At 53.5% G+C, this 12,470-nt stretch carries 14 protein-coding genes; all 14 read left to right on the top strand.

Features of this window, described 5'->3' with window-relative positions; translation table 11 throughout:
• Positions 1-15: 15 nt before the first annotated feature.
• The 14 genes from KP814_RS24410 to KP814_RS24345 all read left to right on the top strand — a co-directional run bounded on the left by KP814_RS24410 (position 16) and on the right by KP814_RS24345 (position 12,398).
• On the top strand, positions 16-1,296 hold the full coding sequence (locus KP814_RS24410) for a S49 family peptidase (RefSeq protein ID WP_216739231.1): 1,281 nt from the start codon (positions 16-18) through the stop codon (positions 1,294-1,296).
• Positions 1,297-1,335: 39 nt separating this feature from the next.
• On the top strand, positions 1,336-1,698 hold the full coding sequence (locus tag KP814_RS24405) for a head decoration protein (RefSeq protein WP_216739230.1): 363 nt from the start codon (positions 1,336-1,338) through the stop codon (positions 1,696-1,698).
• A 55-nt stretch (positions 1,699-1,753) separates the two neighbouring features.
• Positions 1,754-2,761 carry a major capsid protein gene (locus tag KP814_RS24400; RefSeq protein ID WP_216739229.1) on the top strand — a complete coding sequence of 336 codons (1,008 nt, stop codon included), beginning with the start codon at positions 1,754-1,756 and terminating at the stop codon, positions 2,759-2,761.
• 62 nt (positions 2,762-2,823) lie between these two features.
• The gene (locus KP814_RS24395; protein ID WP_216739228.1) at positions 2,824-3,015 is read left to right on the top strand and encodes a hypothetical protein; all 192 of its coding nucleotides are present in this window, start codon (positions 2,824-2,826) and stop codon (positions 3,013-3,015) included.
• A complete protein-coding gene (locus KP814_RS24390) occupies positions 3,015-3,308 on the top strand; it encodes a hypothetical protein (protein WP_216739227.1) in 294 nt (97 codons plus the stop codon). The genes KP814_RS24395 and KP814_RS24390 overlap by 1 nt, the downstream gene beginning before the upstream one ends.
• Entirely contained in the window at positions 3,305-3,889 is a 585-nt protein-coding gene (locus tag KP814_RS24385) for a phage tail protein (RefSeq protein WP_216739226.1), read from the top strand. Before KP814_RS24390 ends, KP814_RS24385 begins: the two co-directional genes overlap by 4 nt.
• Complete coding sequence (locus KP814_RS24380) at positions 3,886-4,332, top strand: bacteriocin immunity protein (protein ID WP_216739225.1); 447 nt, start codon at positions 3,886-3,888, stop codon at positions 4,330-4,332. The genes KP814_RS24385 and KP814_RS24380 overlap by 4 nt, the downstream gene beginning before the upstream one ends.
• 14 nt (positions 4,333-4,346) lie before the next feature.
• On the top strand, positions 4,347-5,090 hold the full coding sequence (locus tag KP814_RS24375) for a hypothetical protein (RefSeq protein ID WP_216739224.1): 744 nt from the start codon (positions 4,347-4,349) through the stop codon (positions 5,088-5,090).
• Between the two features lie 15 nt (positions 5,091-5,105).
• Positions 5,106-5,423, top strand: coding sequence for a hypothetical protein (locus KP814_RS24370; protein WP_216739223.1), 318 nt, complete (start codon positions 5,106-5,108; stop codon positions 5,421-5,423).
• Positions 5,424-5,531: 108 nt separating this feature from the next.
• Positions 5,532-7,883, top strand: coding sequence for a hypothetical protein (locus KP814_RS24365; RefSeq protein WP_216739222.1), 2,352 nt, complete (start codon positions 5,532-5,534; stop codon positions 7,881-7,883).
• The gene (locus tag KP814_RS24360) at positions 7,880-8,410 is read left to right on the top strand and encodes a hypothetical protein (RefSeq protein ID WP_216739221.1); all 531 of its coding nucleotides are present in this window, start codon (positions 7,880-7,882) and stop codon (positions 8,408-8,410) included. The genes KP814_RS24365 and KP814_RS24360 overlap by 4 nt, the downstream gene beginning before the upstream one ends.
• Positions 8,411-10,927, top strand: a complete 2,517-nt coding sequence (locus tag KP814_RS24355) for a LamG domain-containing protein (protein WP_216739220.1) — start codon at positions 8,411-8,413, stop codon at positions 10,925-10,927.
• A gap of 2 nt (positions 10,928-10,929) precedes the next feature.
• The gene (locus KP814_RS24350; RefSeq protein WP_216739219.1) at positions 10,930-11,352 is read left to right on the top strand and encodes a hypothetical protein; all 423 of its coding nucleotides are present in this window, start codon (positions 10,930-10,932) and stop codon (positions 11,350-11,352) included.
• Positions 11,352-12,398 carry a hypothetical protein gene (locus tag KP814_RS24345; RefSeq protein WP_216739218.1) on the top strand — a complete coding sequence of 349 codons (1,047 nt, stop codon included), beginning with the start codon at positions 11,352-11,354 and terminating at the stop codon, positions 12,396-12,398. The genes KP814_RS24350 and KP814_RS24345 overlap by 1 nt, the downstream gene beginning before the upstream one ends.
• Positions 12,399-12,470: the final 72 nt, after the last annotated feature.

Genomic DNA, 12,470 nt, shown 5'->3' with positions numbered 1-12,470 from the left:
TTTTATGGAGTCTCCATGCCAGCAAATACAAATTACGCGAACTTGGCCAGTCGGGTGTTCAACACCCCTTTGGCGGTTGAGCCAGCTTACGCAAAGACCTTCTTCTCTGCTCTGAGTGGTCGTCTGGATATCGTCGAAATCAAAGCCCCAGACGGCGAGGTGATATTGGGCGAAAAAATGCGTTCAAAGGCGGCCAGTTATGGGCCAAACCGAACGCGCGAACGCCCTTACCAGGTCGTGGATGGGGTCGCGATTGTTCCTGTATCGGGAACGCTGGTCCATAAGTTCGGCTACTTACGACCGACCAGCGGCATGACCGGTTACGACGGATTGATTGCGCGCATAGACGATGCGATCGGCGACCCAGAAGTAAGGGGAATATTGCTTGATATGGATTCGCCTGGCGGTGAGGTTGCTGGATGTTTTGACACAACGGCCATGATCGCCGCTTATGCGAAGCAAAAGCCTATCTGGTCGCTTACTTATGACATGGCCTGCAGCGCATGTTTCGCGATCGCAAGCGCCACCAGCCGCCGCCTGATTACGCAATCAGGCGTTGCCGGTAGCGTGGGCGTGATCATGGCTCACGTCAGCCGGCAGGAAGAGCTTGCGGCCATGGGGCGTAAAGTCACGCTGATCTATTCCGGCAAGTACAAGGCAGAGGGTAATCCCTACGAAGACCTGCCGGAGGAAACGCTATCTCGCTTTCAAGCAGAGATGCACACGCTCCGCGAACAGTTCGCGGGGATAGTTGCAACCAACACCGGGCTATCGATTGAGGCGGTAATGTCTACCGAGGCCCAAGTATACCGTGGGCAGGGTGCGATTGATGTCGGCTTTGCCCACGAAATCGTCAACGGTCACGAAGCCGTCGGCATCTTCAGTGAGTACTTGAAAACCAACAGTAAAAAAGGGGTCGTTTACATGACAACCGAACAAACGCAACCCGTCGCCGACGTTGCCAAAGAGCGCACACAAGCTGCTACTGAGGAGCGTGGACGGATTAAATCAATCCTACAAAGCGAAGCCGCCGCAGAACGTCGCGAGCTGGCCGAATACTTCGCATTTGAAACCAGCATGCCAGCAGATCAAGCGTCAGCGGCGCTCGATAAGGCGCCGAAAACTGCGGCGTCCGGAAGTGTGCCGCAGGGGCTGCTTGATGCAGCGATGGGCAACACTGAGCAGCCGAAAGTTGGCGCGGACACATCAAATCCTACAGGCGACAAGCAGGACGAAGCTGCAACCATCCTGTCTGATTTCCGAGCAGCGACAGGTAAAGCCAAGCGCAGCGCGTAACCGTAGCGAATGCAAACCATTAACGAGAGGGCATAGTACATGGATCATGCAGGATCAGAGACTGAAGTCTATACACCGGACACCCTGTTGCTTGGCGGACTGGTTTCGACCGCGTCAGGCATCCTTGCAAGCGGTGAGAATCGGACGCGCGGGACTGTTGTGGGCCGCGTAACGGCAACGGGTGAGCTAAAAATGGCCGCTGCGGCGGCCGGAGACGGCTCTGAGGTGCCTATCGGCATCCTGGGTTTTGACGTAGACGCAGCTTCCGGTGCCGCAACGTGTGCTTATTACACTGGTGGCGATTTTGATCAAGCGGCTTTGACCTGGGGCGCGGGTTATACCGATCTCCAAAAAGCGGCGGCGTTTGATAAAACGCCGATCACATTGAAAACAGCCTATTAACTCGACGGCGGAAGCAACGCTGTCCTGATAGATAAACAGTTTTGGAGACAAATTAATGAGCTATGAAACTTCAACGCTCCTTTCGGTAATGCAGGAAATGGACCGGAATATTCCGTTTCTGTTGAGCTTGTTTTTCACCGAAGAAATAATGTTCGATACGGATGAGATCGACTTCGATGCCATTGATGAAGACGTCCGCATTGCTCCATTCGTCAGCCCTCTTGTAGCTGGGCAGGTGATGAAAGAGCGCGGATCAACTCTGAAAAAATTCAAGGCAGCCTACATCAAACCTAAAACACCTGTACTGCCAAACCGCCCGTTGAAGCGTCGAGCGGGAGAGCCTATTGGCGGAACTTTAACGCCAGCCCAACGAATGAACGCCATTCGAGCTGACATTTTAAATAGCCAAATGGATTCAATTGATCGGCGTATGGAGTGGATGGCGGCTTCTGCTTTGCGTACTGGTCAGATCATTGTATCAGGTGAGAAGTATCCGACATCAGTCGTTGATTTTGGACGCGACCCTAACTTGACGGTGGATGTATCAGGTGGGGCGGCTGCTTGGGATCAGAGCACGTCCACACCCAAAGAGGATCTGGAAGATATTTTTGCGCTCATGAAAGCGCCGTGCAACTACGTGATTGGTGGGCGTGGAGCTATTAACGCGTTTATGAAGCACGCAGACATCAAGGAACTCATTGAAACCCGCCGTGGTAGCTCTACTCAGCTTGAGACTGCTCCAACTGTTAATTTGGCTGATTACAAAGGCCGTTTGGGGTCTGCAGGACCAGAAGTTTGGAGTTATCAAGGCTATTACACCGACGAGGGCGGAGCGCAGCAACTGTACATCCCTGATGACGAAGTTATCTTGGTTTCAATGGCAGTGGAAGGCGTTCAGGCGTTTGGCGCTATTCTTGATGGTGAGGCGGGCTATATGCCTGCACGCTACTTCCCGAAAAACTGGGCAGAAAAAGATCCTCCTCTTGAATATCTCATGACACAAAGCTCTCCTCTGACTGTGCCGAAGCGCATCAACGGAACAGCAAAAATCAAAGTACTATAAGGCGGCTCCCCTCCCTTTCTCGTCGCTGAAATCCTAACCAAACTCAATTACTGGAGAACACTATGGCTGCAAAAAAGGTCAAGGTGAAGGCTAAGCATCGCATCGTCGACATCGATCAAAAAGGGCGTCATGTAATCCCTGCCGGCACCGAATTTGAGGCAAGCGAAGCGTGGGTAAGTAAACGCGAGCAGGCTCTGGAATCAGTTATTCCTAAGCCGGCGGCGCCGGAGGTCAACGTCGGCGACGACGACTAATGGGGTTTCCAGACGACGCCGGCCAAATGATTGCTGATGTCTTTGCGCATCGCGCGGAGCCTGGCGCTCTGGCTGGCGTTGACTGTAACGCCATCGTGAAAGAGGAGGTGGTCCAGTTGGTCGGCTATGAGTCTATCTCACACGTCCGGGAACAGGTCGCTGAGTTCCTTCTTTCCGAAATTACGCCCCGCAAAGGTCAGGCGTTAGTGATGGAGTCTGGCGGTAGCTATGTTTTGGGCGATGAGGTGCGGAAAAACCGATTCGTGGCGGCATACAGGCTTAAAGAGCAATGAAGTTTAAGCTCGATATCAAGGGCGCTGATACGGCCATCAGGCAGTTAGAGGGGCTCAAGAAAGAAGCCGACCTGATGACTGTGCGGGCTCTGAACAAGGGGCTGTCAAAAGCCGCAACGTTGTCTAACCGCGAGATCCGGGGCCAAGTTAACCTGAAGCTTAACTACGTCAAAGAGCGTATGACGCTTATTAAGGCAAACCCGGATCGCTTGGCGGCGGAAATCAAGACGCCGCGCAGGGGAACGCTTATGACGCGTTACCCGCATCGGGTTTTAAAGCGTGGGGTGAAAGTGCGCGTGAAAAAAGGCGGGGCGAAGCTTATTCGCGGTGGCTTTGTTACAACGCTTAAAGCCGGTAATCGCCGGGTGGAGGCGATCGCAGTAGCGCAGCCAAAACAGGGCGGGCGCTGGCCGCGCTATAAGACGGGTAATCGGAAAATTAATGTCCGCTATGCGCCGTCAATTTCCCAGGTATACCAAAACGTGAAAGGCAATGTCGGCGAGCAGGTCGATCCATATATCAGTGATCAGATGCAAAAAGAGATCAACCGGTATTTGAGGCAAAGCAGGGGCAGGCGATGACGGCAGAGGCAATCATAGAAGCGATCGTGACTAAGCTTGGCGCTGTTGTCGCTGGCGGAGAATATGAAAACACTATCTCTCACGTCGAAGAAGCGCCTTACAACGTCAGCAATGACGACCTTGATGAGGGCGTGACGGCGGTGGTTGCCTATGCTGGGCAGACTATCGCGGATCAATCGCCACACGCGCAGCTCGACGAGCTTTCTGTCTTGGTCGAGGCTCATAAACGCCTGACCAGCCAGAACGCGCAACGCGAAGCCATGAAGTTGGAGCAGGATATTCGCCGCGCAGTACTTAAAGACAAAACTTACTTAACAGGACTTGCCAGGATAGACCGAGTTTTCGCGGAGTCGTCCGGCATTGAATCATCAGACAGCGGCGCCGTGGTAATTGCCATGGTGACATTCAGAATTCCTCATGTGCAGCGGCACAGTAGTCTATAAGCGGAGTGTAAATAATGGGTTACAGAGACGAGTCCTATATTGGATCTGGCAAGTTTTGGGTGCGTGAAGCGGGCACGACAGGACCGTTTTACGAGCTTGGCAATATTTCGGCGGCTAACTTTGGTATTGATTCTGAGTCGCAGTCGCTTCGTAACTATCGTGGTGGCGGTGGCGAGGCGAACAAACTGGAACGAATTACAGCGGTAAGCCTTGCGCTGACGTTGCACGACTTTAACAGCGCCAACCTGGCGATGGTGCTCTACGGGGATACCTCTACAGAGGCAAGCGCCGCTGTTGCTGCCGAGGCAGTGACCGGAAAAGACTCAGGATTGCTGCGAACCGCGTTTATGATCGACACGACTCAAACCGTGACGGTTACTGATACTGCAGGTCCTACGGTTTTAGCGGAAGGCACTGACTACACAATCACTGCAGCCGGTATCGAGATTGTAGAAGGTGGGGGCATTGCTGATGCGACGGCGTTGGAGATTGATTACACCAAAGCTGCCGCTACCTATGTAGACTCGCTGAAAAACTCCGGCAAAACCTTCGAAATGATCATTGATGGCGTGAACGATGCGCAAAGTGGTCTCCCGTTTATCATCGATATCTGGAAGTTCAAGCCGTCTCCGGCCCAAGAGGTTGGCGTAATCTCTGACGACTTCGCTTCGTTTGATATCTCCGGCTCGGTGTTGATCGACTCCAGCAAAACCACCAAATCCCAATACTTCCGCCGGACGCAGAAAGTAGCGGCGTAACACCATCGAGGGCTTATGACCTACTCAGTGACAGTGCGTGAAAGGGAGATAGCCGTCAGGGAGTTGACTGTCGGTGATATCCGGGAGTGGCTGACCATGATGGCAAGTTCTAATCAAACGAATCTCGTCGACGGCCTTCTGTTTCAAGAGCAACAGATGATCACGTCTGAGATTGCGTTCATGACCACTTTGGACGTTAGCGAGCTTAACCAGTTCACCCCGCGCGAATTGGTTAAGGTTATCGATAAATGCAAAGAGGCTAACCCGCTTTTTTTTCAGTTCCGGGCGGCCGTGATCGGCGCGGACGTCCGCATTCAACTCCCCGGCGAATAATACGGGATCTAGAAACCAATATTGTTCGTTTGGTGGCGCTAGGGCATGCCAATGTCCTTACCTATCCATGGTCAATTTATGTGGCCGCAGTAAAGGAGCATTCGAAGAATGAGTGACGTCAAGCTCCGGCTCGTGGGCGATAACGCTGATTTCAAGCGCGAACTAGACGTCGCCACCAAGGCCCTTAAGAAATCTGTCAACCAGATGGCTGATGCCGCCGGCAAGGGGTTTGTCCGGATAACTGGTGAGTTTGACTCAATTCCTGGGGCCGCCAAGCGAGCTGCCGGCGGAACGAAAAGCCTGGTGGTGGCGCTGCGTGGTGTTAGCGACTCTGCAGACAATTTGGCGCGGGTGCGAAGCGACATCGTTGCAATTAACGCCGCGGCAAAGCTTGCGAGCGGCAGCGCTGACAGGCTGTCGACGTCCGTGCGAAATGTAAGTGCAAAAGGTCTCACTGCTATCCGGCGCGACATGGAAGGCGTGGCTCTGTCGTCGCAGATTGCAGCCAACAAAACGGCCGGCCTTGTCACCACTTTGGGCGGGATCGCTTTAGGTGGTGGAGGCCTGACGGCTTTGGCGAAAAGCGCTGTATCTGCTGCTGATAACATTGCAAAAACGTCTCTCCGGCTTGGTCTCGCGACGGATGAATTGCAGCGGTATCGCTTCGCGGCGGAGCTTTCCGGCGTGGCCACGACAACATTCGACCAAGCGTTTCAGCGATTCGGGCGTCGGATTGGAGAGGCTGCGCAGGGTACAGGAGAGGCTAAGGACGCGATCAAGGCCTTACAGATCAATGTCGCCAACCTCGATGGTAGCCTGCGCCCGGTAAATGAAGTCTTTGACGAGGCGATCGACAAGTTGGCCAAGGTCGAAGACGTCACTATCCGCAACGCTTTGGCCATGAAGTTGTTTGACTCTGAGGGGGTGGCGCTGGTCCAAATCGGCGACAAGTTGCAGGACTTGAAAAAGCAGGCCGATGACCTCGGGATCATCATCCCGGAAGAAGTACTGCGAAACGCGGAAAACCTGAACGATCAACTGACGATCGTCAGCAAAACTCTCCAGCTCAAGCTTACGGCGGCGGTCATACGCTTGGCGCCGCAGCTTGATAAGCTGGCTGATGGCGCTCTGTTCCTGGCCGAAAACTTCGACACGATCGTCGAGGCGGCGGTGACCATGGCGAAGGTTCTCGTCGCGATCAAGCTGGCCACCTTTGCGAATACACTGTATACGGTTGGCGCTGCGTCGCTGGTCGCTGCGCGGGGTGTAGGCGCCCTGACCTTGGCGTTACGTGGGTTGAAAATAGCCACTATTGTCGGTGCTCTGCTGGTGGCATTAGAGGTCATCATCTCCAACTTTATCGACTCAGTTGATACCAGCATGGATGAGATCAACAAGAAGATAGAGCAGGCATCTAAGGACATTGCTGAGGCCACTGAGGACGCGGCGGACAGTCAGACGAAAGGGCTGTCAGCGGCAGTTCGCGCCAGGGCCTACTACAACCAGCAGATAGACCGGCTGCTTAAAAATGAACTGGCGGCTTTAAATAGCTACCTGGTTCAGCAGAAGAAGATACTTGCCGAGTCGGAAAAGTCGCTTGATCGGTCAGCAAGCAAGGTTCAGAAAGCCGGCGATGAGTTTAGGGCTGCCTTCGACAAGATCCGCAACGCTGGAAAAGATAGCGGCGACCTGAATTTCATCGACTTGTTTAACCAGATCCGCAAGGCGCAAAAGGAACTCGATAAGGGCAACTTTGAAAAAGCGATCGAGGAGTCTCTTAAGGCGAAAGACATCGTCGAGCAGATCGCTGAAGCGGGAGAAACCAGCGGGATCGCTTTAGAAGGCGCACTCAAAAAGGCGCAGGAAGTGCAAACAAGCGCCGCCAACAGCTTGTTAACGTCCAACGCCAAGGCGATCGACCAAGCCAAAAAGGCCGTCCAACAAATCCAGTCACAGATCAACCTCATCAGCTCCATTACCTTCGACTTCGATGAGGTCGGCAGCCTGGAAGGCGCGCGCGCGTTGATCGAAGACATAAAGCGGATTGTCCGCGAAAACCCGATTGTCGTGCCCGTGGTGCTCCAGCAGCCTGGCGGGATTGATCTCGATGGTGGCGACGTTAACGCGCCTGGCTTTGCGCAAGGCGGCTTTATCAGAGGGCCGGGTACAGCCACGAGCGACAGCATATTGGCGCGCCTGTCTAATGGTGAGTATGTCATGCCTGCGAATGTGGTCCGGTACTTTGGGCGCGACTTCTTCGACGAATTACGCAGGCGACGCCTGCCGGCTTTTGCGACTGGCGGACTGGTGCAGACAAAAGCGCCGGCGCCGTCAGGTAACTCGGTAACGCTTAACTTGGATGGTCGCAGCTACTCCATGACAGCTGACTCAAACACTACCAAAGATCTGCGCCGCGCGGTGCAAATTCAGGCACTCAAAACAGGGCGTAAGCAGACATGAGTTTGATTATCGACGGAGTTGAGATCCCAATTGATGCACGGTTAGACCTCAGCGTGAGCTATCAGCGCCTTGAGCGTTCAGCGATGCACCGGATCGGGCCGTCTGCAACAGCGATCAAGCAGACGCTCTGGTCGGGCAAATACCGCGTAACTGTCAGCGGGTCGGGATGGTATCCGCCCGGCCTTCAATCCGTGGACTTTTCTGGCGCCGTGTTGCTGGCAAGCATCGCTCCGTTTTCGAAAGTGGGCGGCGTCGGCGATATCAATATTGGGGCTGATACAGATCGCAGGGCGGAGGTTGATTATACGCCCTATGCGCATGCGATCATGGTCGATGGGAGCCGGCAGGATGCAGATCTTTCAGTCGCGGTTAGTGGTGACTGCACTATCACACCGGTTGCCGGTGCGTCCTTCTATCAAGTGTTTTGGTTTCCGATTATGAGTTTAATTTTCGCCGATCCGCCGGCGGAAAGCACCGACATGGCTGGCATTACAACGTCATGGGAAATGGTAGGGGAGCAGGTGTAAATGGGGGTTTATGATACCGCGTCGGAGGCCTTAGCCGACGGAATGATCCACTATTGGAAAGTGGATGAGTACGGCGACCTGACCGATCATGTGGGATCAGGTCTAAACGCCGAGCTTTTTAACCCAAATGATACTTACACCGAAGGTCAGCTCAATGAATCCCTTGTCGAAACGCCATTGTTTCGAGGGCGCGATGTAACCTATCACGACAATACGCGCGAGGGTGCGATAGGCTACATATTCAGGCCTGTAACAACCTCGCCGACATCCTTCACCAATTGGACCCTTCGCGTCCGCGCCTATCTCAAAGGATTGAATGACGGCGGGGAATGGCAGTATGCGTTAACAATGCGGTATATCGGCATTGGCGTTAGTGATCTTAACTATCCGTTTGGGGCCACGCAGCTTGAGGAAGTTGTCGGGACAAGTGCCATATCACTAAACGAATGGCATGACTTCACGCTGGTTAAGGACGCGGCAGGACTGCACCTTTACGTCGATGGGACATTTATCGGAAATGTCGCCTCGGATAAAGTCCTTGATCCCTATTTGGCGGTGTTTGGCGGCGCATTGGGGGTGTCAGATGACGAAACTTATAGTTCATCGGCTAACTACTACTGGAACGGGATTGTTGATGACGTTGGCGTTTGGAGTCGGGCGCTAAATAGTACCGAAGTCAATCAGTTGGTCGGCGATCAAATTGTTGGCGATCCTCCCGTTATCGAGCTGGGCAGTTACAATCTGCCGCTTGAAATAACAGTCGGTCCTGCGACAGGTAGCTACAGCCTGCCTGTCGAGATCGATGTGACATTGGACACGGGTGCTTTGTCTTTGCCTGTTCGCATTGATGTCTATGACGTGGACAGCATGACGCTCCCGCTGGCTGTCAACGTTTATGGCGACCTTAATTCGACAGCCTGGTCATTCTCATTGCGGATGGCAGGTGTGGATGTGTCCGATCGGATTATCGGAACAATCTCGATCGAGGCGGAGGAAGACTCCGCGCGGGTTGCGCAGTTCACCTTTGTCCCGGAGTCCGGCGTCATCGATCCAGATCAGTACTTGGGCGCCGCTGTTGAGATCTTCTATTTGGAGGGTGGGAGCGAATTTAGACTGTTCCGGGGCTTGGTCGATGTGTCTGAGTACAGCATGGGCGACGGCATATTTAGCCTGACTTGCACGGACAACCGCCAGGAACACATTGAGCGGCTGTCTGTGCCGATGGTTGATGCGCTGGGCGGCGCGTATAGTGACCACGTTTTTGACGGATACACCACGATTACGCAGTACTTCGAGGATGTCCTGTCCACTATCCCGGCTAGCTATGATCTGGATGTGAATGGCGTCCCTGTATTGTCATCGTGGGCTCCGCCTGCAGAAGAGCATGAGTTAATCGACAGCCAGTATATTACCGACTCTGTTGATGTGGTGCTTGCAAGCCGTCGCGACCTACTTAACGAAGTTAAAATATTTATCGATTACAGATATCCAGTCCTGCGCGAACGCTCTCATGCGTACCAGTGGAACGCGCCTTTTACATTTCTGGAGTTTCTGACGACCAAAAACCACACGCTCCCAAACCGCGACATGATTGAGGGCGCTGTCAGTGGCACGGGATGGTCACTTAAGGGCGCGGTCTCTTACACGCTGCAGCCGGAATCCGGCTATATCAGCCTGGGAGGCGGTAAGGGGACAAACTGGATTATTGATGAACAGCTCCGGCAGTATCTGGCGCTCGGGGCTAACTTCGTTATTGCGACCAGATGGGACCAGACCTTGACGGAGCGTTATGCGCTCACAGTGTCAACGCCGGCGGAGATTGCCGTAATCGGAGCGATTACACAGACCGAGAATATAGTGCTCGATTTCGACAATCCCGTTACAGAGTTTGACTCCTTTTTGGTGGACCCGCCAGGCGCAACCAGTTACGTCGGGCTTGATAAGGTATGGGTTTTGAGTGATTACGATGCACTTCAAGCGGCCGTCAACTGCGCCTATCAAAAAGCGGTGAAGGATATCCTTGGTAGCCATCGGCAGAACTCAGTGACCTTTACCATGCCTATCAATCCAGTTGCAGAACGTAGCGACTATATGCATTTGCTGTCCATTCAGGTGGAGGCCAAAGGCAAAGTCCGCCGCGTGCGTCACGACCTTAACCTGGACACGGGCGCCGCGCTTACTGAGATAGAGCTGGCTTGTTATCGGGTAAAGGCTCAAAACGCCGATGCTCTATACGAGCTTGACGAGTTTTCGATTGGCGGGGCGGCCGCACCTATCGGCCTAACGATCCTCGGCAATCACATTGGAGGTCAGCAGTACTCGCTTGTCGAAAATGATGCTTGGACCGGCTATGTGGGTAACATGACGGCTCCCTACATCGGAAGCAATCTGTACAACGCAAAGTTTGCGATCGCAACGCCGGAGATCCCAGCTGCGACGCGAGACCCCTTAGAGTACAACTTCGAACTCTCTGCGACGGTCTATATCCCTCAAGATTTGTTAACCATTACGGTGTAAACATGGCGATAACTTTAAAAGCCTATGCTGATTCCGGATTGACAACTGAGTTGCTTAAGCTGTCAGTTAATCAAAAGGTCGACGGCTCTACGGGGCCGGTCGATACAGTGATCTATATTGGCAGCGTGGAGGCCAGCAAGAAATTCGAAGCTGCGACCAGTCCTGGAGTTGATCAGATCGTGTTGAGCATTGCTGACGCCAACCCAGGCGATGGGCATGAAGCGACGGAGGTTAAGCTGGCTTTGTCCTCGGGGGGGTTAGACTCGGCCACTGCCGGCTCCTCGTTGAACCTTGGGACGCAATTGCTTAGTGGTGTGGCCAATGCGTTGCCGGTCCATGTCCGCGTGCAAGATGCTACTGCGACGTTGGGAGTATCAACCGAACTGAGCCTAGCGACGAATAACCTGCAGGAGCTGTCTGTATAATGCCAAACCGGCTACAGCGAGACATTAACGCACTGATACGGCATCCCCGGCGGCGCGGAAGGCTGGGGGCTGCTGATGATAAAGGCGCATTGCCGTCTAAAGTCAGTGGCGCGCTCGGAGCGCCGAGCGAAGGTCAGGCAGATCCGGAATTGACCTTTACCGCACACCTACTTGACGGCCGGGGATCGACAGTCTTTGTGCGTCCTGGGCGTATTCGTCGATTTGATATGTCGGCGCACCTTATCGATGACCTCTACGACTTTGGTGACGGCGCAACGCTGCTTGAGACAATGAAGTATAGGGATGGCAATTTCTATTATGTGGAGCGACACGCTACCAGCGGCACACGCATCAAAGAAAACAATACCCAACTGGTTGGCTATGACAGTAATTTCGGCAACCGAATCGCTGTAAGCGACGAGTTTCTATTCATTCCGCATGGGACAATACTTGATTTGCGGGTTAAGCAGTATACGTTTGGTGGAGCGCTTGCCCAAACTATAGATCCGCAACTGGTCGACAGCAGCGAAGGGATAGCGGCTTTAGCTGCGTCTACATCTAGGATCTACATATTGACTAGCGACCTGGATGCGGAGCATCCGCCAAAGTTAACTGGCCACAATTTGGGGCTTGCAACGTCGCCGGCTGTTGTAACCCTTATGACTGATGCCGCGCTAGCATGGTCATTGGCGGTCGCGGCAGACCGTCTGTATGCGTATGGCCGAGAAGCCGCAGGCACCCAAAATTATCTGTTTGTTTTCGACCTTGCCACCGATACAGAGATTGCGCGGCTCATAGATCCGTTAGAGCCTGATATGAGCGATATTTCGTCAATTGCGGCCACTGAGAATTATGTGGCCTACCTTGAAGGATATGGGTTAGCCGTTGCTGATCTTTATCTACATGTCTGGCGCCGTAATGTGACACGAGACCAGTTCGACAATGTGATAGATGAGAGTTGGGAAAAGCTGCCGATCATCCCCTACAATATGAAAGGGGATATTTATAGCGTTCAGGACGGGCTGGTATTGCTGGACTCAGCATAGTGTCTATATAGAAAAGCGCCCCCCTTCGACTTTAAGCCACCGTTTGTTGTCTGCAACATAGGTGGAATTAGC

Origin of the sequence: Hahella sp. HN01, from assembly GCF_018986435.1 — a bacterium.
Classification (GTDB): Bacteria; Pseudomonadota; Gammaproteobacteria; order Pseudomonadales; family Oleiphilaceae; genus Hahella.
Note: the sequence above shows the minus strand (reverse complement) of the source record. Positions and strands in the feature narration are given on the sequence as shown.

What these genes read in the sequence shown, in the direction of transcription:
- KP814_RS24410 (WP_216739231.1), top strand. Translation starts at nt 16, where the DNA reads ATGCCAGCAAATACAAATTACGCGAACTTGGCCAGTCGGGTGTTCAAC.
- KP814_RS24405 (WP_216739230.1), top strand. Translation starts at nt 1,336, where the DNA reads ATGGATCATGCAGGATCAGAGACTGAAGTCTATACACCGGACACCCTG.
- KP814_RS24400 (WP_216739229.1), top strand. Translation starts at nt 1,754, where the DNA reads ATGAGCTATGAAACTTCAACGCTCCTTTCGGTAATGCAGGAAATGGAC.
- KP814_RS24395 (WP_216739228.1), top strand. Translation starts at nt 2,824, where the DNA reads ATGGCTGCAAAAAAGGTCAAGGTGAAGGCTAAGCATCGCATCGTCGAC.
- KP814_RS24390 (WP_216739227.1), top strand. Translation starts at nt 3,015, where the DNA reads ATGGGGTTTCCAGACGACGCCGGCCAAATGATTGCTGATGTCTTTGCG.
- KP814_RS24385 (WP_216739226.1), top strand. Translation starts at nt 3,305, where the DNA reads ATGAAGTTTAAGCTCGATATCAAGGGCGCTGATACGGCCATCAGGCAG.
- KP814_RS24380 (WP_216739225.1), top strand. Translation starts at nt 3,886, where the DNA reads ATGACGGCAGAGGCAATCATAGAAGCGATCGTGACTAAGCTTGGCGCT.
- KP814_RS24375 (WP_216739224.1), top strand. Translation starts at nt 4,347, where the DNA reads ATGGGTTACAGAGACGAGTCCTATATTGGATCTGGCAAGTTTTGGGTG.
- KP814_RS24370 (WP_216739223.1), top strand. Translation starts at nt 5,106, where the DNA reads ATGACCTACTCAGTGACAGTGCGTGAAAGGGAGATAGCCGTCAGGGAG.
- KP814_RS24365 (WP_216739222.1), top strand. Translation starts at nt 5,532, where the DNA reads ATGAGTGACGTCAAGCTCCGGCTCGTGGGCGATAACGCTGATTTCAAG.
- KP814_RS24360 (WP_216739221.1), top strand. Translation starts at nt 7,880, where the DNA reads ATGAGTTTGATTATCGACGGAGTTGAGATCCCAATTGATGCACGGTTA.
- KP814_RS24355 (WP_216739220.1), top strand. Translation starts at nt 8,411, where the DNA reads ATGGGGGTTTATGATACCGCGTCGGAGGCCTTAGCCGACGGAATGATC.
- KP814_RS24350 (WP_216739219.1), top strand. Translation starts at nt 10,930, where the DNA reads ATGGCGATAACTTTAAAAGCCTATGCTGATTCCGGATTGACAACTGAG.
- KP814_RS24345 (WP_216739218.1), top strand. Translation starts at nt 11,352, where the DNA reads ATGCCAAACCGGCTACAGCGAGACATTAACGCACTGATACGGCATCCC.